Origin of the sequence: Bradyrhizobium sp. (assembly GCF_004799405.1) — a bacterium.
GTDB lineage: Bacteria > Pseudomonadota > Alphaproteobacteria > Rhizobiales > Xanthobacteraceae > Bradyrhizobium.
This window is the reverse complement of sequence record NZ_SSMW01000030.1, coordinates 1-22,258: the sequence shown is the minus strand read 5'-3', so window position 1 is coordinate 22,258 and position 22,258 is coordinate 1. Positions and strand designations below refer to the sequence as shown.

23 protein-coding genes and 1 pseudogene are annotated in these 22,258 nt (G+C 62.3%); 17 read left to right on the top strand and 7 right to left on the bottom strand.

What is annotated here, in order from left to right; translation table 11 throughout:
• The first annotated feature begins 31 nt into the window (after positions 1-31).
• Entirely contained in the window at positions 32-1,276 is a 1,245-nt protein-coding gene (locus E7813_RS05220; RefSeq protein ID WP_291571551.1) for an amidase, read from the top strand.
• Positions 1,277-1,280: 4 nt separating this feature from the next.
• On the opposite strand, the gene plsY is transcribed toward E7813_RS05220, so the two are convergent.
• From plsY to E7813_RS05205, 3 genes are read right to left on the bottom strand one after another with little or no spacing between them, the layout of a single operon-like run.
• The gene (plsY, locus tag E7813_RS05215) at positions 1,281-1,874 is read right to left on the bottom strand and encodes a glycerol-3-phosphate 1-O-acyltransferase PlsY (protein WP_291571548.1); all 594 of its coding nucleotides are present in this window, start codon (positions 1,872-1,874) and stop codon (positions 1,281-1,283) included.
• 35 nt (positions 1,875-1,909) lie between these two features.
• On the bottom strand, positions 1,910-3,211 hold the full coding sequence (locus E7813_RS05210) for a dihydroorotase (protein ID WP_291571545.1): 1,302 nt from the start codon (positions 3,209-3,211) through the stop codon (positions 1,910-1,912).
• The gene (locus E7813_RS05205) at positions 3,211-4,164 is read right to left on the bottom strand and encodes an aspartate carbamoyltransferase catalytic subunit (RefSeq protein ID WP_291571543.1); all 954 of its coding nucleotides are present in this window, start codon (positions 4,162-4,164) and stop codon (positions 3,211-3,213) included. Before E7813_RS05205 ends, E7813_RS05210 begins: the two co-directional genes overlap by 1 nt.
• A gap of 230 nt (positions 4,165-4,394) precedes the next feature.
• Between E7813_RS05205 and E7813_RS05200 the strand changes: the two genes are divergently transcribed.
• Together E7813_RS05200 and E7813_RS05195 are read left to right on the top strand one after the other, a co-directional pair.
• On the top strand, positions 4,395-6,038 hold the full coding sequence (locus E7813_RS05200) for an acyl-CoA dehydrogenase family protein (protein ID WP_291571540.1): 1,644 nt from the start codon (positions 4,395-4,397) through the stop codon (positions 6,036-6,038).
• 99 nt (positions 6,039-6,137) lie between these two features.
• Positions 6,138-6,920, top strand: coding sequence for a type II CAAX endopeptidase family protein (locus E7813_RS05195; protein ID WP_291571538.1), 783 nt, complete (start codon positions 6,138-6,140; stop codon positions 6,918-6,920).
• Positions 6,921-6,959: 39 nt separating this feature from the next.
• Here E7813_RS05195 and ruvX read toward each other — a convergent pair whose 3' ends face one another.
• Entirely contained in the window at positions 6,960-7,451 is a 492-nt protein-coding gene (gene ruvX, locus E7813_RS05190; RefSeq protein ID WP_291571535.1) for a Holliday junction resolvase RuvX, read from the bottom strand.
• A 54-nt stretch (positions 7,452-7,505) separates the two neighbouring features.
• Here ruvX and E7813_RS05185 point away from each other — a divergent pair, with 54 nt between their 5' ends.
• The 6 genes from E7813_RS05185 to E7813_RS05160 all read left to right on the top strand — a co-directional run bounded on the left by E7813_RS05185 (position 7,506) and on the right by E7813_RS05160 (position 11,282).
• Complete coding sequence (locus E7813_RS05185; protein ID WP_291571532.1) at positions 7,506-7,730, top strand: hypothetical protein; 225 nt, start codon at positions 7,506-7,508, stop codon at positions 7,728-7,730.
• An 83-nt stretch (positions 7,731-7,813) separates the two neighbouring features.
• A complete protein-coding gene (locus E7813_RS05180) occupies positions 7,814-8,890 on the top strand; it encodes a nitronate monooxygenase (RefSeq protein WP_291571530.1) in 1,077 nt (358 codons plus the stop codon).
• An 80-nt stretch (positions 8,891-8,970) separates the two neighbouring features.
• Entirely contained in the window at positions 8,971-9,258 is a 288-nt protein-coding gene (gene gatC, locus E7813_RS05175; RefSeq protein ID WP_291571528.1) for an Asp-tRNA(Asn)/Glu-tRNA(Gln) amidotransferase subunit GatC, read from the top strand.
• Positions 9,259-9,301: 43 nt separating this feature from the next.
• Positions 9,302-9,511: a hypothetical protein gene (locus E7813_RS05170; protein ID WP_291571526.1), complete on the top strand. Its 210-nt coding sequence runs from the start codon at positions 9,302-9,304 to the stop codon at positions 9,509-9,511.
• On the top strand, positions 9,508-10,980 hold the full coding sequence (gene gatA, locus E7813_RS05165; RefSeq protein ID WP_291571522.1) for an Asp-tRNA(Asn)/Glu-tRNA(Gln) amidotransferase subunit GatA: 1,473 nt from the start codon (positions 9,508-9,510) through the stop codon (positions 10,978-10,980). The genes E7813_RS05170 and gatA overlap by 4 nt, the downstream gene beginning before the upstream one ends.
• The gene (locus tag E7813_RS05160; RefSeq protein ID WP_291571520.1) at positions 10,971-11,282 is read left to right on the top strand and encodes a hypothetical protein; all 312 of its coding nucleotides are present in this window, start codon (positions 10,971-10,973) and stop codon (positions 11,280-11,282) included. The genes gatA and E7813_RS05160 overlap by 10 nt, the downstream gene beginning before the upstream one ends.
• A 274-nt stretch (positions 11,283-11,556) precedes the next feature.
• Here the strand turns inward: E7813_RS05160 and E7813_RS05155 are convergent, their stop codons facing one another.
• Together E7813_RS05155 and E7813_RS05150 are read right to left on the bottom strand one after the other, a co-directional pair.
• On the bottom strand, positions 11,557-12,363 hold the full coding sequence (locus E7813_RS05155; protein WP_291571519.1) for a class I SAM-dependent methyltransferase: 807 nt from the start codon (positions 12,361-12,363) through the stop codon (positions 11,557-11,559).
• Positions 12,364-12,397: 34 nt separating this feature from the next.
• Positions 12,398-13,084 carry a DUF5672 family protein gene (locus tag E7813_RS05150; RefSeq protein WP_291571515.1) on the bottom strand — a complete coding sequence of 229 codons (687 nt, stop codon included), beginning with the start codon at positions 13,082-13,084 and terminating at the stop codon, positions 12,398-12,400.
• Between the two features lie 114 nt (positions 13,085-13,198).
• Between E7813_RS05150 and gatB the strand changes: the two genes are divergently transcribed.
• Both gatB and E7813_RS05140 read left to right on the top strand, forming a co-directional pair.
• Positions 13,199-14,683, top strand: coding sequence for an Asp-tRNA(Asn)/Glu-tRNA(Gln) amidotransferase subunit GatB (gatB, locus tag E7813_RS05145; protein ID WP_291571512.1), 1,485 nt, complete (start codon positions 13,199-13,201; stop codon positions 14,681-14,683).
• A gap of 11 nt (positions 14,684-14,694) precedes the next feature.
• Positions 14,695-15,222: a hypothetical protein gene (locus E7813_RS05140; protein ID WP_291571509.1), complete on the top strand. Its 528-nt coding sequence runs from the start codon at positions 14,695-14,697 to the stop codon at positions 15,220-15,222.
• Positions 15,223-15,661: 439 nt separating this feature from the next.
• On the opposite strand, the gene E7813_RS05135 is transcribed toward E7813_RS05140, so the two are convergent.
• Positions 15,662-15,853 (bottom strand): hypothetical protein, encoded by a 192-nt coding sequence (locus E7813_RS05135; protein WP_291571506.1) that lies wholly within the window; start codon positions 15,851-15,853, stop codon positions 15,662-15,664.
• Positions 15,854-16,013: 160 nt separating this feature from the next.
• On the opposite strand from E7813_RS05135, the pseudogene E7813_RS05130 reads away from it, so the two are divergent.
• The 6 genes and pseudogenes from E7813_RS05130 to E7813_RS05105 form a co-directional block, all read left to right on the top strand.
• A pseudogene (locus E7813_RS05130) lies at positions 16,014-16,276 on the top strand (hypothetical protein).
• A 270-nt stretch (positions 16,277-16,546) separates the two neighbouring features.
• Positions 16,547-17,596, top strand: a complete 1,050-nt coding sequence (locus tag E7813_RS05125) for a type III polyketide synthase (protein ID WP_291571504.1) — start codon at positions 16,547-16,549, stop codon at positions 17,594-17,596.
• The gene (locus tag E7813_RS05120) at positions 17,593-18,108 is read left to right on the top strand and encodes an isoprenylcysteine carboxylmethyltransferase family protein (RefSeq protein WP_291571503.1); all 516 of its coding nucleotides are present in this window, start codon (positions 17,593-17,595) and stop codon (positions 18,106-18,108) included. Before E7813_RS05125 ends, E7813_RS05120 begins: the two co-directional genes overlap by 4 nt.
• A gap of 77 nt (positions 18,109-18,185) precedes the next feature.
• Positions 18,186-19,685: a DHA2 family efflux MFS transporter permease subunit gene (locus E7813_RS05115; protein WP_291571588.1), complete on the top strand. Its 1,500-nt coding sequence runs from the start codon at positions 18,186-18,188 to the stop codon at positions 19,683-19,685.
• 254 nt (positions 19,686-19,939) lie between these two features.
• Complete coding sequence (locus tag E7813_RS05110) at positions 19,940-21,790, top strand: class I SAM-dependent methyltransferase (protein ID WP_291571500.1); 1,851 nt, start codon at positions 19,940-19,942, stop codon at positions 21,788-21,790.
• Positions 21,791-21,869: 79 nt separating this feature from the next.
• Positions 21,870-22,258 (top strand): tetratricopeptide repeat protein (locus E7813_RS05105; protein WP_291571499.1); only part of this gene is annotated, 389 nt, incomplete at its 3' end.

Here is a 22,258-nt window from a genome sequence, read left to right as displayed (position 1 = left end):
AAGCATCCGGTCGCCGCAGGGAACCATGCCCATGATCTCGCTCGCCGAACTCCAGCGCCGTATCGATGCCGGCGATCTTTCACCGGAAGCTTCGATTGCGCAGGCTTGCGAAGCGATCGACGCGCAGGACAAGACCATCGGTGCGTTCGTCTGCCGCCCCGGGACCGTCGGCGCGGCAAGCGCCGGGCCATTGCGCGGCATCGCCGTCGGCATCAAGGACATCATCGATACCTCGAACCTTCCGACCGAAATGGGCTGTCCGGCGATCTACGGAGGATGGCGGCCGCGCGCGGATGCGGCTGTGGTGATGATGCTGAAGCAGGCGGGTGCGACGATCATCGGCAAGACCACGACGACGGCGTTCGCGGCCAACGATCCGACGGCGACGCTCAATCCGCACCATCACGGTCATACGCCGGGCGGATCGTCGGCGGGTTCGGCGGCCGCCGTCGGCGCCGGAATGATTCCGCTGGCGCTGGGGACGCAGACCGGCGGTTCGGTGATCCGGCCCGCCTCGTTTTGCGGCACGGCCGCGATCAAGCCGAGCTACCGGCTGCTGCCGACCATCGGCGTGAAATGTTTCTCGTGGACGCTAGATACGGTCGGGCTGTTCGCGGCCGGGGTCGCAGATCTCGCGCACGGACTTTCCGCCATCACCGGCCGGGCCGAACTGCTGCCGCGCGCCGCGATGCAGGCCCCGCGCATCGGCATCGTGACGCAGGAGTTTGCCGGCGCGGCGGAGGCTTCGGGTGACGAGGCGCTGCGGATCGCAGCAGCGGCGGCGGAACGCGCCGGCGCATCGGTTCGCGCGCTGGCGTTGCCGGAAATCGTCGCCGAGGCATGGCGCATCCATCCTGTCGTGCAGGATTTTGAGGCGCACCAGTCGTTCGCCTGGGAATACCGCGTCAACTACGACGCCATGCCGCCGCTGCTGCGTGGCCGGCTCGACGAAAGCAGGGACATCACGCCCGCCGCTTATGATGCGGCGCGCGGGGTCGCGAACCAGGCGCGGCGTGCGCTGGCTCGCGTGTTCGAGGACATCGACGTGTTGCTGACGTTGTCGGCACTGGGGGCGCCGCCGGAAGGACTGGCATCGACCGGTGATCCCCGTTTCAACCGGCTCTGGACCCTGATGGGTGTCCCCTGCGTCAACGTTCCCGCCTACGTCACCGCGGATGGGCTGCCGGTGGGGGTGCAAATCATCGCACCGTTCGGCGGCGACGCACGAGCGCTCGAGGCCGCGCGGTTTGTCGAGGCGGCGCTGGCGCGGCGCTAAAGGCTTACTTCTCCCCGATCCGCCCCTCAGTCCCCGCCTGCAACCGCTTGATGTTTTCGCGATGCATGTAGAACGACAGCAGCGTCAGCACCGCGCACAGCGAGGCGAGGGCGGGATGGCCGAACCACCACAGAAACAGCGGCGTGACGAAGCTTGCGACCAGTCCTGACAGCGAGGAGTAGCGCGTGGTCGCTGCCGTTGCGAGCCAAAGTACGCAAAATACCACGGCGGCCGGCCAGAACAGTCCGAGCAGCACCCCGATATAGACCGCGACGCCTTTGCCGCCCCTGAAATTGAGCCACACCGGAAACAGATGGCCGAGAAAGGCGCCAAGCGCTGCCAGCATGGCGGCGTCGGGGCCGCCGCCATAGCCTGCGATGATCACCGCCACCGTGCCCTTGAGCATGTCGCAGATCAGCGTGGCCGCGGCGAGGCCCCTGTGGCCGGTGCGCAGCACGTTGGTCGCGCCGATATTGCCGGAGCCGATCGAACGAAGATCCTGCGTGCCGGCGAGTTTGGTCAGGACCAGCCCGAACGGAATCGAGCCAAGCAAATAGCCGAGCACCAGCGCCAGCGGCAGCGAAACTTCAGGCGACATCATCGTGCCTCCCTTGGTGGTACGTTGCGTACCGATCAGACATGTTCATAGACCGTGCGTCCGCCGACGATGGTGCGCATGACGCGTCCGGAAAACCTGGACTCGTCGAACGGCGTGTTCTTGCATTGCGATTTGAGATCGGCAGGGTCGAGCACCCAGGGGGTGTCGGCGTCGATCACGATGACGTCGGCGGGGGAGCCCGCGCGCAGCGATCCGCCGGGCAAGCCCAGCAACTCGGCGGGACGCGTCGACATCGCGCGGATCAGGGTCTTGAAATCCATCTCGCCACTATGGATCAGCCGCAGTGCCGCCGGCAGCATGGTCTCGAGCCCAATCGCGCCGGCAGTCGCTTCGGCAAACGGCAGCCGCTTGACCTCGACGTCCTGCGGATTGTGGTCGGACATGATGACGTCGATCAGTCCTGATGCGACGGCGTCGACCAGCGCGAGGCGGTCGTCCTCGGTGCGCAGCGGCGGCGACAGTTTCAGGAAGGTCCGGTAGGGGCCGATGTCGTTTTCGTTCAGCGTCACATGGTTGATCGATACCGACGCGCTGACCGCCAATCCCGCATCGCGGGCGCGCCTGAGGATCTCCAGCGACGCGACGCAGCTCAACGAGGCCGCGTGATAGCGTCCGCCGGTCAGCGCGACCAGGCGCATGTCGCGCTCCAGCATGACAGCCTCGGCGGCATCGGGGATGCCGATCAAGCCGAGCCGCGCCGCGAACTCGCCTTCGTTCATGACGCCTTCGCCGACCAGATCGGGATCTTCGGTGTGGTGCACGATGAGCGCGTCGAAATCGCGGGCATAGGTCAGCGTCCGCCGCATCAACTGCGCATTGGTGACGCTCGAGGCGCCGTCGGTGAAAGCGACGGCGCCGGCGGCCTTCAACAGGCCGATCTCGGTCATCTCGTCGCCGCGCATGCCCTTGGTCAGCGCCGCCATCGGATGGATGTTGACGATCGCGGTGTCGCGCGCGCGGCGCAGCACGAAATCCACCGTCGCCGAGTTGTCGATCACCGGCGAGGTGTCGGGCTGGCAGATGATGGTGGTGATGCCGCCGGTGGCCGCGGCCTGGCTTGCCGAGGCGAAGGTCTCGCGGTGGCTGGCGCCGGGCTCGCCGACAAAGGCGCGCATGTCGATCAGCCCGGGGGCGACGATCTTGCCGGCGCAATTGACGATGTCGGTGCCTTCGGGCACGCCGGCGGCGCCGATGCCGCGCCTGGAATCGCGGATCACGCCGTCTGCGATCAGGACGTCGCCGGGGCCGTCGAAATCGCGCGAGGGATCGATCACGCGGGCGTTCGCAAGCAGGATCGGGCGGCGATCGGTCAGCATCAGGCGTTCGGCAGGTTGCGGGCGAGCGCTTCCAGCACCGCCATCCGCACCGCCACTCCCATTTCGACCTGTTCGCGGATCAGCGACTGCGCGCCATCGGCCACGATCGAATCGATTTCGACGCCCCGGTTCATCGGTCCCGGATGCATCACCAGCGCGTCGGGCTTGGCATAGGCCAGTTTCTTCTGGTCGAGGCCAAAGTAGTGGAAGTATTCCTGGCTCGACGGCACGAACGAACCGTTCATGCGCTCGCGCTGCAGCCGCAGCATCATGACGATATCGGCGCCGTTGAGGCCCTCGCGCATGTCGCGGGCGACTTCGACGCCCATCCGCTCGATGCCGCGCGGCAATAGCGTGGAAGGCGCCACCACGCGGACGCGGGCGCCCATGGTGTTGAGCAGCAGGATGTTGGAGCGCGCCACCCGCGAATGCATCACGTCGCCGCAGATCGCGATCACCAGGCCCTCGATCCGGCCCTTGTTGCGGCGGATGGTGAGCGCGTCGAGCAACGCCTGGGTCGGATGTTCATGGGCGCCGTCGCCGGCGTTGATCACGGAGCCGTCGACCTTTCGCGCCAGCAATTCAACCGCGCCGGAGGCATGATGCCGGACTACCAGAATGTCCGGGTGCATCGCGTTCAGCGTCACCGCGGTGTCGATCAGGGTTTCGCCCTTGCGCATCGAGGATGAGGACACCGACATGTTCATGACGTCGGCGCCGAGGCGTTTGCCGGCGATTTCGAACGAGGATTGGGTGCGGGTCGAGGCCTCGAAGAACAGGTTGACCTGGGTGCGGCCGCGCAAGGAGGTGCGCTTCTTGTCGATCTGGCGGTTGAGCTCGACATACTCCTCGGAGAGGTCGAGCAGGCCGGTAATATCGGCAGCGGAAAGCCCCTCGATTCCCAGCAGATGCCGGTGACCGAAGACATAGGTCGATTTCGATGCAGGGGTCATTAAAGCCAGAGCTATAGGCAGGAAGCCAAGCCGGGGCAAGGGCGAATAGGCGTCTTGCGAGTTATCCCCCGGTCTGTCTTTTTCCGTGATGCCCGGGGCATCACGCCTTCTCGATCATTAACCGTAAAAAAGACGTGGATGGCCGGAACATCTAGCGCGCGGGCTCGGCGCGGGTGAAATAGCGCGCGTTCCGGCGTATGCTGGTTCGACGAATATCCGGGGAACAGCCCATGACGCAGGCTTCATTCGTGAACCACGAGGTGCTCAACCAGTCGCCGCCGTTCGAAAATGTCGATCTGTTTGCGGTCGACCGGCCGCTGGCGGAAGCGGTCGCGGCCAATGGCGGCGCTTCGGCCCAAAAGGAACTGTCCGAATTCGGCAGGCACTGGGGTTCGGCCGAGATGGCGGCACGCGGCCGGCTCGCCAACGAGAACACACCCAAACTGCGCACGTTCGACGCCCGCGGCAACCGGCGCGACGAAGTCGAATTTCATCCGGCCTATCACGAGTTGATGGCGCGCAGCGCGCATGCCGGCATCCACAATTCGACCTGGACTGCCGAAGGGAAGTCCGCCGGGGGTGCTACCGAAGTCGTGCGCGCGGCAAAGTTCTACATGGCGACCCAGGTCGAGACCGGTCATCTCTGCCCCATCACCATGACGCGCGCTTCGGTAGGGGCATTGGCGGTGCAGCCGGATCTGCTGGCGAAAGCAATGCCCGTGATCGCGACCCGTGCCTACGATCCCTCCTTTGCGCCGTGGTGGACCAAGCGCGGCATGACCTTAGGGATGGGCATGACCGAGAAGCAGGGCGGCACCGATGTGCGCAGCAACAGCACGCGCGCCACCCGCGACGGCGACGCCTATCGCATCACCGGGCATAAATGGTTCATGTCGGCGCCGATGTGCGACGCGTTCCTGGTGCTGGCGCAGGCCGACGAAGGCCTCACCTGTTTTTTCATGCCGCGCTTCAGGCCGGATGGATCGGTCAACGCGATTCACTATCAGCGCCTGAAGGACAAGCTCGGCAACCGCTCCAATGCGTCGTCCGAGGTGGAATTCGCCGAGGCCTATGCGACGCGCGTCGGTGACGAGGGCAAGGGCATCAGAACCATCATCCAGATGGTGCAGTTGACGCGGCAGGATTGCGCGACTGCCTCGGTTGGCCTGATGCGTTCGGGGCTGGCGCATGCGCTGCATCACGCCCGCTATCGCAGCGTGTTCCAGAAACATCTCGCCGATCAGCCGCTGATGCAGGCGGTGCTGTCGGACATGGCGCTGCATGTCGAGGCTTCGATCGCGCTGGTGATGCGGCTGTGCCGTTCGTTCGACCGGACACCTGACGACCCCGCGGAGGCCGAGTTCATGCGGTTGATGACTCCGGCCGTCAAATACTGGACCTGCAAGAGCGCGCCGGGATTTTTGTACGAGGCGATGGAGTGCCTCGGCGGTAATGGTTACGTGGAGGAGGGCATCCTGGCGCGGCATTACCGCGAATCCCCCGTCAATGCCATCTGGGAAGGCTCGGGCAACGTGATGTGTCTCGACGTGCTGCGGGCATTGTCGCGCGAAGTGGAAGCCGCCGCCGCGGTATTGCAGGGTTTGGCCGAGGAGACCAAGGGCCTGCCGGGCGCCAGCGAGGCCGTGGCGTTCGTCGGCAAGACGTTCCGCAGGCCGGACAGCGAGCGCGTGGCGCGGCTGGCGGTCGAAAGGCTGGCGCTGCTGGCGGCAATGGCGGCGCTTAATCGGGTATCGCCGCATCACGCCGAGTTGTTCGGAACGACGCGGCTTGCCGGGACTCACGCCAGCATGTACGGCGCTGTCGATCTGGACAACCGCGATGTCAACGCGCTGCTGGAACGGGCGTTGCCGTGATGGTTTGCGGCCATCCGCGTCTCAGATTCCGTACGACAAAAAGACGTGGATGCCCGGCACAAGGCCGGGCATGACGAGGCAAAACCTGAAAGCGACTTGATGGATTCCCTTGAAAGTTCCGGTTCGGCTGCGTCGGTTCCCGTCGTTCGCGCGCCGCGTCCGCCACGGATCTGGAAGTTCTGGGGCACCACGTTGTGGGGCCTTCTGGTCTTTGCCGCGATGTTCGTCGGCCAGGGCGCCGCGGTGGCTTACTCCATCCTGATCCATCAGGGACCGATCGACCTTGAAGCGCTGAAACAGGTGCTTGGCGGCGGCGTCACGATTTCGCTCTCGGTGATCTTCGGTTTGCCGGCGGTGCTGGCCGCACTGTGGCTCGCCATCCGTCTGTCGCGAACGCCTTTCACTGAGTATCTGGCGCTGCGCTGGACCTCGTGGAGCAATTTTCTGATCGGAGTGGTCGCTCTAGCTGTGCTGGTGATGGGATGGGACCTGCTGTCGCGCGCGACGGGTCGTGATGTGGCGCCGGGATTCATGATGGAGGTGCTGAAATCGGCGCAGGCCGACGGCGCGCTATGGCTTCTGGTGATCGCCTTCTGCGTCGCCGCTCCCGCCGCGGAAGAATTGTTCGCGCGCGGCTTTCTCTACTACGGCTGGTCCGAGTCGGTTCTCGGGCCCGTCGGCGCCATCCTGCTGTCGTCGATGGTGTGGACGGCGCTGCACCTGCAATACGACTGGTATTTTTTCGGCGAAGTGTTTTCGATCGGGCTGTTGTTCGGTTATCTCCGCTATCGCAGCAACTCGACCGGGCTGACGATCGTCCTGCACGGCCTCAACAATCTCGCCGCGACGCTGCAGACGCTTTGGCTGGCGGGATCGAACTGACAAACTCTGCTTCACCTGTCCTGATTTGAGAGGGGGTGCTCAGCGCTCTCCGCGCGGTTCGCGAAGTCTGGCCAGCCGGTCGAGCGCGCCCTGCAGGATGAAGATCGCGGCGTGCTCGTCGATGACGAGAGCGCGCCGGGCGCGGCTCATGTCCATCCCGATCAGTTCGCGTTCCACGGCGGCGGTGGAGAGCCGCTCGTCCCACAGCGCGATGGCTAGATCGGTGAGTTTGGAGAAATTGCGGGCGAAAGCGCGGGTCGATTGCGCGCGCGGCCCCTCGCTCGAGTCCATATTGATGGGCAGGCCGAGCACGAAGCCCACCGCATGGCGCTCGCCGGCAATGGCGAGCAGGCGCGCGGCGTCAGCCTTGAAGGCCTTGCGCCGGACGGTTTCGACGCCGGTCGCGAGCCGGCGGTCGGGATCGGACACGGAAACGCCGATGGTCTTGGTGCCGAGATCGAGCCCGATCAGCGCGCCGCGTTCGGGCCAGTGCGCAACAGCGTCGATCAGCGGTAGGATGGGGGCAGGCATGGCGCGGCATACCACGCAGGCTGCGGTCCGTCCAAAGCAGAAGGGCTGACAATCATGGATCGGCTGACATTATTCGGTCTGTTCGCGGTGACCGCGATGCTGGTGACCTACGCGCTGGAACATCGCAGCCACTGGTTCATCCTCGCTTTCGCGGCCGCCTGCGCGCTCGGCTCGGTTTACGGATTTCTGCAGGGTGCATGGCCGTTCGGGCTGGTCGAGGCGGTCTGGGCTTGCGTTGCGCTGCGGCGCTGGATTGTCAGGCCGCGATCCCTTGCATAGCTTCGGCGGCTTGTGCAGTGCTAAGCTTGTTGCGGTCGGGCAACGACGCCCGCCAATCCCCCCAGACACCTAATGAGCAGACCATGTGGCCGGACCGCCGACTCCTCGATCTCTTCAAGACCGAATTTCCGATCGTTCTGGCGCCGATGGCCGGGGTGATGGATGCCGACCTCGTAATCGCTGCATCCCAGGGCGGGGCGCTGGGCTCGCTGCCCTGCGCGATGCTGTCGGTGGAGAAGGCGCGCGAACAGGTCAATATCATCCGCCAGCGGGTGTCGGCGCCGGTCAACATGAATTTTTTCGTTCACAACGCCGTCGAGGCCGATTCCGCACGCGAGGCCGGATGGAAAAAGCGGCTGGCGTCCTACTACAGGGAATTGGGGATCGACCCCTCGGCGCCGATCAACGTCGCCAACCGTGCGCCGTTCGATGCCGCGATGTGCGAACTCGTGGAGGAATTAAAGCCCGAAGTGGTGAGTTTTCATTTCGGCCTGCCGGATCAGGCCTTGCTGAGGCGCATCAAGGCGGCGGGCTGCATCGTGATCTCGTCGGCAACCATCGTGCGCGAGGCGATCTGGCTTGAAGAGAACGGCGCCGACGCCATCATCGCGCAGGGCGCCGAAGCCGGCGGCCATCGCGGCATGTTTCTCACCGAAGATATCGCCGAGCAGATCGGCACTTTTGCGCTGGTGCCGCAAGTGGTGGACGCGGTGAAAGTCCCCGTGATCGCCGCCGGCGGCATCGCCGACGGGCGCGGCATCGCGGCGGCGTTCGCGCTGGGTGCCTCCGGGGTGCAGATCGGCACCGCCTATCTGCGCTGTCCGGAATCCAGGGTGATCGCGCCGGCGCGGGTGGCACTGGCGCAGGCGCACGACGATTCCACCGTGATCACCAATGTGATGACCGGACGACCGGCCCGCGGCGTGCCCAACCGCGTGATGCGCGAGGTCGGCCCGACCTCGCCGGACGCACCGGCGTTTCCCCATGCCGCGACCGCACTTGGGCCTCTGAAAGCGGCGGCCGAAAAGCTCGGAAAGGTCGATTTCACCAATCTCTGGGCCGGGCAGGCGGTGCGGCTCGGTCGCGAAATGCCGGCTGCGGAACTGACAAGGGCGCTGGCAGGGGCCGCGCTGGCGCGGCTGAGCCAGATGGCCGGATAGGGGACCTCCCCGCGGTTGCGGCGCAAAACCCCACTCTGCTATACGGCGGGCTGAATTTGCCGCCACAGAGGCCTTATATAATGTCCGTCGATGCCGCCACCGTTCGCCGTATCGCGCATCTGGCGCGGATTGCGGTCACCGACGCCGAGGTGCCCCATTTGCAGGGCGAACTCAATGCGATGCTGGCCTTTGTTGAGCAGCTGAGTGAAGTCAATATCGAGGGCGTCGAGCCGATGACTTCGGTGACCCCGATGGAAATGAAAAAGCGCGCCGACGTCGTCAATGACGGCGAGATCGCCGATGACATCGTCGCCAACGCGCCTGAAACCCAGGATCATTTCTTTCTGGTGCCGAAAGTCGTCGAATAACATAGCGTTTTCAAGCGAAGTGGTTACCCAGGCGGGACATCCGATGTGCATGCTGTGCGACGATGAAAAGGCCTATCAGGCCTACATGAATTATCTCGACGCGATGGAGCGCCAGGGCAAGGTCGCCGATCCCGACAAGGCGGTCGACGCCGTGCTCGATGCGCTCGAAGCCGCCGGCAACAAGGCGTTGCGCGACGATCCGGCCAACGACAAGACGCTGTCTCCGTTCTTCTGCAGCCCGGTTAATAAATGACCGATTTGACATCGCTGACGATCGCGGAGGCTCGAGATGGCCTCGCGGCCAAATCCTTTACCTCGCTTGAACTGACCGATGCGCATCTGGCGGCGATTGAGGCGGCGCGCGCGCTCAATGCCTTTGTGCTGGAGACGCCGGACCAGGCGCGGCGCATGGCGCGCGCGGCCGATGCCGGGATCGCGAAAGGCGAGGGCGGGCCGCTTGCCGGCATTCCGCTCGGGATCAAGGATTTGTTCGCGACCAGGGGCGTGCGCACCACCGCATGCTCGAAAATCCTAAGCAATTTCACCCCGCCTTACGAATCCACCGTGACTTCGCAACTCTGGCGCGACGGCGCGGTGATGCTTGGCAAGCTCAACAATGACGAGTTCGCGATGGGCTCGTCGAACGAGACCTCGTGCTTCGGTCCGGTGGTCAATCCGTGGCGGCGCGAGGGTTCCAACACCACGCTGGTGCCCGGCGGCTCGTCCGGCGGCTCGGCATCGGCGGTGGCGGCGCTGCTCTGCATGGGGGCGACCGCGACCGACACCGGCGGCTCGATTCGCCAGCCGGCGGCGTTCACCGCCACCGTGGGGATGAAGCCGACCTATGGACGCTGTTCGCGCTGGGGCATCGTCGCATTCGCATCTTCGCTCGATCAGGCCGGACCGATCGCGCGCACCGTGCGCGATGCCGCGATCCTGATGCGCTCGATGGCCGGTCACGATCCCAAGGACACCACTTCGGTCGATCGCGACGTGCCGGATTACGAGGCTGCGATCGGAACATCCATCAAGGGCATGAAGATCGGCATCCCCAAGGAGTATCGCCTCGACGGCATGCCGGCGGAGATCGAAAAGCTCTGGACCGAGGGTGCGGCGTGGCTGAAGTCCGCCGGCGCCGAACTGGTCGAGGTGTCGCTGCCGCACACCAAATACGCGCTGGCGGCCTACTACATCGTGGCGCCCGCCGAGGCCTCGTCGAATCTGGCGCGTTACGATGGCGTGCGCTACGGCCTGCGCGTGCCCGGCCGCAGCGTCGACGAGATGTATGAGAACACCCGGGCCGAAGGTTTTGGCGCCGAGGTGCGCCGCCGCGTCATGATCGGCACCTATGTGCTGTCGGCCGGCTACTACGACGCCTATTACCTGCGCGCGCAGAAAGTCCGCACCCTGATCAAGAAGGATTTCGAGGACGTCTTCGCGAAGGGCGTGCACGCCATCCTGACGCCGGCGACGCCCTCGGCGGCGTTCGGCATCGGCGAGAAGGGCGCCGACCCCGTCGAGATGTATCTCAACGACATCTTCACGGTGACGGTGAACATGGCGGGGCTGCCCGGCATCGCCATTCCCGCCGGCAAGGACGGCCAGGGATTGCCGCTCGGCCTGCAATTGATCGGGCGTCCGTTCGACGAAGGGACGCTGTTCTCGCTCGGCGAAGTGATCGAGCAGGCGGCGGGACGATTTACGCCGCTGAGGTGGTGGTGAGCACCGCGGATTTCAAAGCCAGCCTCTCTGACTCGGCACCCGCGCCGGAACTGGACGCGCCGCTGGCGGCCTTGTGGTGGGCCGCCAAGGGCGATTGGAACAAGGCGCACAAGCTGGTTCAGGACGAAGACAGCGCCGATGCGGCGTGGATCCATGCCTATCTGCACCGCGTCGAGGGCGATCTCGGCAATGCCGGTTATTGGTACCGGCGGGCGGGAAAACCTGTTGCGACAGGTTCGCTTGAGAGCGAATGGGGAGGAATCGTTTCGGCGCTACTCGGGATCGAGCGCATTCGTTCCTGAAGGTGAATCGGTCTGCGCATCGACAAACCAGATCGGCTTACGAGTTGGAGACTTGACCGTGTCATTTGCTCTTGAAGGCAAAAATATTCGGTTGTCGCTGGCGATTTTAATGATGGTTCTCGGACTTTCGTTTGTGCTTTTTTCGTTAAAAAGCGGGAGACCTTAGATATTCCGCTCATCTCCAAACGCGGGAAGCATTTTGTCGGCGGGGTTCTTCTAATTGGCGGATTATTTTTCGAGGCCGCTTGTTTTTTGGTGAGATAACAGAACCGCTCTATTCGCCAAAGGTCTGTGTCGAAAGCGTTCCGTGGCAATGTTTGAAACGTTCGCCGGAACCACACGGACAGGGCTCCATTCTCCTAATTCGCCGCCCATACAAGGCGAGAGCAAGCCTTTGATAGCTGGTTCGAATGGCGGCAACCTTGTCTGGATATGAGGCTGCGTCAAACAGCGAACGCAATTTGTCGGGTACAGCCTTCCCAACGCCTAATACACCCAGACCATACTCGTGGGTGAATTCGAAATGCGGAAATTTTGACGCTAATTCCTTCCAGTAACGGAATACACCAAAATCCAGACCTTGGACCTGAGTATCGTGAATTAGAACAATGCCGGTGTCCGAAAGTTTTGGAAGCCACGACTCAAAGTCCTGCTTCACATCTTCATAACGGTGACGTCCATCAATGTGCAAAAGGTCGATTGAATTGTCCGCGAATTGGTCCAGCGCCTCAGCAAAAGTTGCTCTGACGAGGCGCGAAAAGCTTTCGTAGCGCTCGGAATTGATCTTTTGAACGAGGTTAAAAACCGACTCGTCGTAAAGTCCCGCATGTTTATCACCTTTCCAGGAGTCAACCGCGGCACAACGAGTCGGCAGTTTCTGCAACATCACTTGCTGGCAAAAGCAGAAATATGAATATCCGTAATGCGTGCCCAGTTCGACCAGGGTTCTGGGCTTTAAGGCTTCTATCAGCCAAAACGCGAATGGCGCGTGGCCACCCCAACCCGATATGGGAGGAACGAATTTTGGCGTCTCAAATGACGCCGACGACACGAATTGAGTATCAGCGCTGTTATTTTGCATCGCTTGTCCTTTCAGCGCCGGTTTTGGTATCGGGTTAAACTTGCAACCACGGATAGGCGCGGTATACGGCTGGCAGCCAATGTTTCCCATGGAAGCCAAACACGGAATTGAGCGTCGCGTTCCCGGTAGCAATTTCAATGGAGAAACGCGCAGCGAGAGTTGATGGAGCAAATCGTATTCCGGCCGAACGCAAATCCGCGAAGTAATAGTGGCAAATCACTATATCTTCGGACTTGATGGGTAGATTGAGTTGATCGAACCGTATCTGTGCCGTCGCCTCGAGGAGTTTCTTGCTTCTGAGTGAAAAGCCACCGTTGCCGACGCGGTTTTTGCCGAACCTGAAGCGCTGGTGCCCCGGGCCATTCAAGCCGACATATTCCGGCCAGGGCGCTCCGATGTAATCGAATTTGAGGAATCTCGGCTGCCAGCGCGCGGGATCGACGATAAATCCGTCTGCCTGTACAATGAGACAATGCTCCGTCTCCACAAATTTGTTCAGATCCTCGATTATGAACCGGCTATAGCCGAGGAAATCGATCGACGGGATGGCGATATACTGGATTTGGGGGTGACGAAGTCGCGGTGGCTGCGAACACAGCATCTTGACGGCGCCGAATTCGGCGCATGTGCAACAATGCAGCAGCGCGGCGTTGGTTTTTTCAATGTCGACCGACGTCACAGTAATCAAGGTGACGCTGGGTAGTTTAAGTTTGGGCTGCATTATTCTATCATGTCGTTCAAACCGGAAACCAGTTTTAAACCCGTGAGTGTAAAATACAACGTCCGCATCTAACCCAACAGGCAGAGTGGAGCGTTTATATATGGCGTGCCTCGCATGAACGTGTCGGTCAAACCGTCGAAGCTGATCAAAGGCGCCACCGGCGACTGGGAAATGGTGATCGGGCTGGAAATCCATGCCCAGGTGACCTCGAATTCGAAGCTGTTTTCCGGAGCCTCGACCGAATTCGGCGGCCCGCCCAACAGCCATGTCTCGCTGGTCGATGCGGCGATGCCGGGCATGCTGCCCGTGATCAACGAGGAATGTATCAGGCAAGCGGTTCGCACCGGCCTCGGGCTAAACGCAAAGATCAACCTGCGCTCGGTGTTCGACCGCAAGAACTATTTCTATCCGGACCTGCCGCAGGGTTACCAGATCAGCCAGTACAAATCGCCGATCGTGGGCGAGGGCGAAGTGGTCGTCGAACTGGCGAGCGGCGAGAGCGTCGCTGTCGGCATCGAGCGACTGCATCTCGAGCAGGACGCCGGCAAGTTACTGCACGACCAGAACCCGACCCAGTCGTTGGTGGACCTCAACCGGTCCGGCGTCGCCTTGATGGAGATCGTCTCCAAGCCCGACATCCACTCGTCCGAGCAGGCCAAGGCCTATGTGACGAAGCTGCGTTCGATCCTGCGCTATCTCGGCAGCTGCGACGGCGACATGGAAAAAGGCAACCTGCGCGCCGACGTCAACGTCTCCGTGCGCAAGCCCGGCGGGCCGCTCGGCACCCGCTGCGAGATCAAGAACATGAACTCGATCAGCTTTATCGGCGACGCCATCGAATATGAGGCGCGACGGCAGATCGAAATCCTGGAAGATGGCGGCGCCATTGATCAGGAAACCCGGCTCTACGACCCGGACAAGGGCGAAACCCGCTCGATGCGCACCAAGGAGGAGGCGCACGACTATCGCTATTTCCCGGATCCCGACCTGCTGCCGCTCGAGTTCAGCCAGGCCATTGTCGACGACCTCAGGGCCAAACTGCCGGAATTGCCGGACCAGAAGAAGGCGCGCTTCATCGCCGACTTCGGCCTGTCGCCTTACGACGCCAGCGTGCTGGTGAGCGAGCGCGAAAGTGCCGACTTCTATGAAGCCGTGCTGTCGAGGCTCGCAGACAAGGCCCGCGACGGCAAGCTCGCCGCCAACTGGGTCATCAACGAGCTGTTCGGCCGGCTCAACAAGGAAGGGCTCGATATCGCTGCGTCGCCGGTTTCAGCCATCCAGCTTGGAACCATTGTCGATCTGATCGGTGACACCACCATCTCCGGCAAGATCGCCAAGGACCTGTTCGAGATCGTCTGGCAGGAAGGCGGCGATCCGCGCACACTGGTCGAGGCGCGCGGCATGAAGCAGGTCACGGACCTCGGCGTGATCGAGAAAGTGGTCGACGACATCGTCGCCGCCAACCCGGACAAAGTCGCGCAAGCCCGCGCCAAGCCGCAGTTGATCGGCTGGTTCGTCGGCCAGGTGATGAAGTCATCGGGCGGCAAGGCCAACCCGCAAGCCGTGAACGATCTGCTCAAGTCCAAACTCGGCATCTGAACCTCTGCAAGATGAGACGCCGGCGCGATGGCGCGGCGTCGCCTCGGCGCGCGCATCGATCATGGATAACGATCGATGAATATCGCGCGGATGAAAAATCGCCTCGCGAATCAGTCGCGGCGATTCGCGCAAAAATGCCGCTTTGGCGAGCGGCGATGACGCGCGAAGCCGGGGAACGTGAAAATTTTTTCATTGCCAAAATCCACGACTCAGAGTCCGCGCAACGCGTTTTTGACCCGCATCGCTACGGCGCGATGATGTCGCGCGCGCGTCATCGATCAATCGTGCAAATAACGAAAACATCGGTGGCGCAAGCGTTTTCGGCATTTTTGATAATTGCCGGCGCAGGATTTTGGCGTGTTGTCGGCAGCGTCATGCGAATGCGTTGTTGCGTTGTCGATCGATGCGCGTCGTGCGCTCCCGCCTTGTCGCGTAAATACTTCCTTAAGCAGGACGCTGTTTTTTTCAATGTGTTGGTGTATTCGGGATGCAGTGCATTCGATTCCCGAGTGCACGCAGCGATTAAGCCATCTCACTAACTTAGGAGGGCAACATGGCCAAGAAAGCTAAGAAGGCAAAGAAAGCGAAGAGCGCAGTGAAGAAGACTGCGAAGAAGACCCGCAAGGTCGCCAAGAAGAAGAAGTAAATCTCGCTTACGAAAATTGCCGGCGGCTTGATGCCGGCACGTCACACGAGCCTTCAGGACGATTTGCTTTTCTAAGGCAGATTCCGATCGGCGGCTCTGGTCGACGAAAGAGGGTGTCGGCGAGACATCAGGTCAAACGGCTGGATCGGATTTTCGAAGGGCTCGCTCTTGCGAGGACCGGTCTGGCAGAAGAAACAGGTTTTCTTCGTTCGGTGCGGATATTTAGGTCCGCAATTTCACCGGCTGCGAAGCCTCACGTGAAATCTGGTCCTGACGTGTTCGCCGACGCCCTCGTTCCCATCGGAGCCGATAGAGCCTGATGCTCGGATTTCTCAAAATCCTTCGGTGAATGCAAAATCCTTCCGCAACCGGTCGTGCCGACCGCGTGAACTGCGGTGCGCGATTGCGCCAATGGTTATCGCTTCGCCAAACGGCAGGGTAAACCAAATTTCATGAATCGGCGAAACCCCTGTGAAATGGGCGTTTCTGCCTTGCGCTGCGGCAGAAGCCTTGCTCGCATTCACATTCGATTCATCGCGATGCTTAAACTGCCCTTCAAATTTGATCGGTCATGATCATCCCGACAAGCCGGCAAACGGCGTGGGGGAATAACGGGACGTTTAACGGTTGGACGGGAGCCGCGCGCGGGGCGCGAGGGCGGCAAAAATAAAAAGGAGACTTCGGATGTTTCAGGGGCATATCGATCTGGACATGGCGACGCCGGTGGAAGCAAGCGCGATCCCCGACGTGCTGTTCGAGCGCGGCCTGTATTGGGCGAGCGTTCCGGCGTGGTCAATCTCGTCGCCGCGCACAAGTGGTTCAACCTCGCAGCCCTCAAGGGCCGCATCGACGCCATCGAGCTGCGCCGCGAAGTCGCCGCGATGATGTCCGAGGTCGAGATCGCCGTGGCCCAGCGTGAGGCCCGCGCCTGGATCACCACCCATTAGAGCGTTTTCGAGCGAAGTGGATACCGGTTCGCGTGCGGCAGATCCGGAAAAGACAGTGGCACGGCGGGGTTTGCGGGTTTCAGGTGTATTCCTGGCGGCTGAAGCGCCCTCTGCATCACATTAGCCGGTGACGACGCCGCGAAACGACGAATTGCGCCATATTTCAGTTTTAAGTGACGTTCGGCGGACGATTTTTCAAAGCCATTGAAATATTCGATCCGCGGCGATGTTTCCCTGTTGTGTAGTGGAAGCAACCGGAGAAACGCTGCGATGACGACGGCTGCCCTGGTCTCGCTCGCGACAGCCGTCCCGCCTTACGTGTTTTTGCAGAAGGATGTTCTGGCCGCGGCCAGAGTTGGGTTCGGCGCCCGCTTTCCCGAATTCGAAACGCTTGCCGGCATTTTTTCGAATACCGGAGTGATCAAGCGTCATGGCGTGAAGCCGTTCGACTGGTATCTGGAACGGCGCGGATGGCCGGAACGCACCGAGGCGTTTCTCGAAGGCGCCGACGCGCTGTTTGTCGATGTTGCCGGCAACGCGCTGGCTGCCGCACACCTCGTCGCCGGCGATATCGACACCGTCGTGACCGTCTGTTCCACCGGGATTGCAACGCCTTCGCTCGAAGCGCGCGCCTTTGCGCGGATGGGTTTCCGGTCCGACGTCACGCGTGTGCCGGTGTTCGGTCTCGGCTGCGCCGGCGGGGTTTCAGGCCTGTCGATCGCATCGCGGCTGGCGCAGGCGCGACCGGGCACCAATGTGCTGCTGGTGACGCTTGAGCTCTGTTCGCTGGCGCTTCGCCATGACGAACTCACCAAGGCCAATATCGTTGCCATCAGCCTGTTCGGCGACGGGGCGGCGGCGATCATATTGCGTGCCGGCGATGGCGGCGCAACGCGGATCGAGTGCACCGGCGAACAGCTTTGGCCGGATACGCTCGGCATCATGGGATGGCGGGTCGACCCGGAAGGGTTCGGCGTGATCTTCCGCCGAACCATCCCCAATTTCGTCACCGCGCATCTCAACGCCGCGGTGACGAAGATCCTGGCGGGCATGCAGCTCTCGATGGCGGAAGTTGACCGCTTCATCTGCCATCCCGGTGGCGCCAGGGTGGTGAGCGCGCTGGAGACGGCGTTCGCGCTCAATCAGGGGACACTCGCGGACGAGCGGCAGGTCCTTGCCGACTACGGCAACATGTCTTCGCCCACGGTGCTGTTCGTGCTCGAACAGGCCCGCGCGCGGGGGTTGCCGGCACGCTCGCTGCTGACGGCGCTCGGACCCGGTTTCACCGCCAGCTGCGTCACGCTAAGGCACGCCGCGTGACACCGGCCGAACTCATTCTCGGCCTCGTCACGCTGCAGCGCGCCGGCGAACTCGCCGTTTCACGCTATAACACCGGCAGGCTGCTGGCTCGCGGCGCCGTCGAGGTGGCGCCACGCCATTATCTGCTGATCGTCGCGGTGCACGCGGCCTGGCTGATATCAATGTGGGTACTGGGGCGCGATCAACCGGTCAACGTCGTGGCCTTGTGCGGCTATCTCGTTTTGCAGGGCTTTCGGTTCTGGGTGGTCCGCACGCTCGGCCCGCGGTGGACGACCCGGATCATTATTCTGCCGGAACACCCCCTGGTATCGGCGGGACCCTATCGATTTCTGTCGCACCCCAACTACGCCGTCGTTGCCGGCGAAATCGCCGTGCTTCCGTTGGCCTTGAACCTTCCGCTGCTGGCTGCCGTCTTTACGATCCTTAACGCGGCGGTCCTGGTGGTCCGCATCCGCGCCGAGAACCGCGCTTTGGCCATGTCCCGCGAAGCGATTGTGCGCGGCACGCCGTGAGCGCGGAGCGCGCAGCGGGCGAAGCGGCTGCCGAGGCGAGGCGGACCGGCGCCGCCACATGGTGCGGCTTTGCCCTGATGTGCCTCGGCATGTTCATGGCGATCCTCGACATCCAGGTGGTCGCGGCGTCGCTGCCGGCGATCCAGCGCGCGCTTGCGATTTCGCCGGATACGATGAGCTGGATTCAGACGGCGTATCTGATCGCCGAGATCACGGCCATCCCGCTGACCGGATGGCTTACGCGAGTGCTGACGTTGCGGTGGCTGTTCGTTATCGCCATCAGTCTCTTTACTCTTGCTTCCATCGGCTGCGCGTTCAGCGGCAGCCTTGTGACGCTCGTCAGCTTTCGTGTGATCCAGGGCTTTGCCGGCGGCACGCTGATCCCCGCGGTTTTTTCCGCGGTCTTCCTGCTGTTTCCGGCCCGTTTGCAGCCGGTAGCAACCACGATGGCCGGCATTATAGCGGTGCTTGCGCCTACTGTCGGCCCGGTGGTCGGGGGCTGGATCACCGACACCTATTCCTGGCACTGGCTGTTTCTCGTCAATGTCGTCCCCGGCGTCGTCGCCGCCGCCGCCACGCCTTTCCTGCTGCCGCGCGAAAAACCGCTTTTTTCCGATCTGGTCACGCTCGACGGGCCTGCTCTGGCGCTCATGGCCGCAGCGCTGGCAAGCCTAGAAATCGGCCTCAAGCAAGCCCCGCGCGATGGCTGGCTTTCTCCCTGGTGCTGCGGCCTGTTCCTCGTGAGCGCGGCCGCGGCCGCTGTCTTCGTCACGAGGACGCTCAAGGCGGCGCATCCGGTGGTCGAGCTATCGACGTTGAAGACGCGTTCGTTTGCGATCGGTTGCGCTCTCAGCTTCTGCCTCGGCGTCGGATTGTTCGGCTCGGTCTATTTGATGCCGGTCTTCCTCGCCTTCGTTCGGCATCACGATGCGTTTGAAATCGGCATCGTCATGCTGGTCACCGGCGCTTCACAACTGGCGGCCGCGCCGGTGGCCGGCGCGCTGGAAAGCAGGCTCGATCCGCGGTTGTTGTCGGCGGCCGGGTTCGGCCTGTTCGCGCTCGGACTGGGTTGCAGCGCGTTCCAGAGCCGCGTCGCCGATTTCGACGAGATGTTCTGGCCGCAGGTTCTGCGCGGCGTCGCGATCATGTTTTGCCTGCTGCCTCCGACCCGCCTGGCGCTGGGGGCGCTGACCGCGCCCCAGGTGCCGGACGCAAGCGGCCTGTTCAACCTGATGCGGAATCTCGGCGGCGCGATCGGTATCGCGCTGATCGATACCATCCTCTACGGACGAACCGGCGGACATGCCGAAGCGCTTCGCGACCGCCTGATCGCGGGCGATATGACCGCGGCGCAGGCGATCGGGCTCGATGTTGAGCTGTTTACCCACCGGCCCGCCGGCGTGTCGGACGCCACCGTCGAAGCATACCTCCGTCCGATGGTCGAGAAGGCGGCATTCGCGCTCAGCACCGATGAAGCCTGGGCGCTGCTTGCCGGCGTGGCGCTGTTCGGACTGTTGCTGGTTCTATTCGCGGGTCCGCAACCGCAAGGCCCGCTTGCCGACGACGAGTCCGGTTGAAACAATCTTGTCCGCGCCGTGACAGGGCAGTTTCGGCAACCGGCAGTCTGTCCGAAATGCCGCATCTGCCGAAAGCTTAGCCGTGCGATACGAGACATCCGCCGTCCAACAACCCATGTGGTAGATTATTCTTGGCTGCAAGCGCGATCCGCCCTATGTCTGCCGCGCGTGGTTGGTTGATGCGCAGCCCCGAACCGCTGCCTTTGCGGTGTGCTGTTCGTCGGCGGTTTACCGATTGGACCGGTTGACGGGACATGAACCGAAAAGAACGACGTGCGGCCAATAAGCGACGCGAGGAGTCTGCAAGGAGGCCAAACGCGCTTGCCTTGTCGGCTGGCGTCAGCATCGTCGACCTCGCCGCTGAGGCAAGCCGTTTGCGCGGGGCGGGCCGCATTAACGAAGCGCAAGAGGTTTGCCGTCAAATTCTCGCGCGCGAGCCTGCGCACGTGCAAAGCCTTAATCTTCTCGGTCTGATGGCGCAGGCATCCGGCGATCACCGGGGCGCAGTGAAGATGTTCGCGAAAGCGATTGCTTCGGACGAGGTGAACGCCGCCTGCTATTACAATGCCGGCAATTCCTACCAGGCTTTAGGCAATCGCGCTAAAGCGAGCGCGCATTTCAGCAAAGCGCTTGCGCTCGGCATGGACGAGAAGGCCGTCACATTCATCCTGCAGAGTCCCATCATCTCCAGGTATGTCGCGCGGATTGCCGGCAAGTCGCCGCTGCCCGTAACCAACGCCGAATTGTTCGGCACGGAAAGCGTCATCCCGCTTGCAAACGACCTCTTCCTGCGCTGTGCGATGGAAGCGATGACGCTGCCAAGCGTGCGACTTGAAGCGTTACTCGGATATGCGCGTGCGGAGTTGCTGCGGCTTGCAGGTGAGCAGGACGAAGATAACGGTGAAATCGACAACAATGTAGTCGCCTTTGCTTGCGCGCTCGCTCGGCAGTGCTTCATCAACGAGTATGTCTACGTGCAGGCCGAAGCGGAAAGCGGGCTCGCGAACACGCTGCGCGATCGATTGCTGCAGGACCTCGCATCAGGGACTGCCATAACGCCGCTCGCGCTGGCGGTAGTTGCGGCCTATTTCCCACTCCATACCATGCCGATGGCGGAAGCGCTTCTGGACCGGGATTGGCCTGCGGCCGTGGCCGGCCTGTTACAGGTGCAGCTCCGCGAGCCACTTGAGGAAGCGGGCGAGCGCACCGCCATTGCGACGCTCGCCCCCATCAAGAACAGCGTATCATTGCAGGTGATGCGCCAATACGAGGAAAATCCTTATCCGCGCTGGACAATCAACCCACTGAACGCATTCGCGGCCGATCAGGCGCGGGGAAGGACCCTTCCGACAGCGGATCGTCAGGCCGTACTGGACATTCTGATCGCAGGCTGCGGCACCGGCCTGCACGCGGTTCAGATCGCGCAAGTCTACCCGAATGCCCGTTTGCTCGCGGTCGACGTCAGTCTGGCCAGTCTCGCCTACGCGCGCCGAAAGACACGCGAACTGGGCTTGCGCAATATCGAGTACGCGCAAGCGGATATTCTGGAATTAGGCACGATCGGTCGCACGTTCGATAGCATCGAGTCGATCGGTGTGCTCCATCATCTTGCCGAGCCGACCGCCGGCTGGCGTGTGCTGGTCTCACTGCTGCGACCAGGTGGCGGGATGCGCATCGGGTTATACAGCGATTTGGCGCGCCACGTTATCGCGGAGGCCCGCGCCCACATCGCAGCGCGCGGTTATCGCGCCACGGCCGGCGACATAAGAAGGTGTCGCCAGGACATCATCCGTGAGGCGGAACACTGGAAAATGCTGATCGACGCGAATGATTTCTACAGCATGAGCGGCTGCCGCGACCTGCTCTTTAACGTCATGGAACATCGCTTTACCATTCCCGAGATCGCGGCATTTCTGAACGATAATGATCTGTCCTTCCTGGCCTTTGAACCCTTTGACGACCCGACGGTGATTGAAAAATTTCATAAGCAGTTTCCGGGCGCGGCCGATGAGGCTAACTTGGATCAGTGGCACCGCTTCGAAGCCGATCATCCGGAGACCTTTTGGGGCATGTATGTCTTCATGGTGGGCAAGAACGCGCACTGAAGCCCTGGCCGCCGCGAATTGGTAGTCTCTGTATTCCGCCGTCCAGAATATCCGTCAGGTCAGTTTGCATATGAGTACCGTGGAACAGACATTCCAGGAAGCTGTCAAAGCGATGAACAGCGGGAGGCCTGTCGACGCCGAGCGGCTCTTCAAAAAGCTTCTGAAGCGGCTGCCCGACAATATTTCAGTGCTCAATCTTCTGACGGTGGTTCTTGTGAGCATGGACCGCCATGCGGAGGCGGAGCCGCTTATCTCGAAAGCGATCAAACTCAACCAGAGTTCGGATGTTTCCTACTACAACTACGGCTTGATCTCGAAAAGGCTTGGCAAGTTTCAGCAGGCGCTGGAGCAGTTCAACAACGCCATCCGCCTCAATGCAAAAGCTCCTGAAACATGGAATGACCGGGGGGCCGTTCTTAACGATCTCAAGCAATACGAAAATGCCATAAGCGATTTCGATAGGGCGAT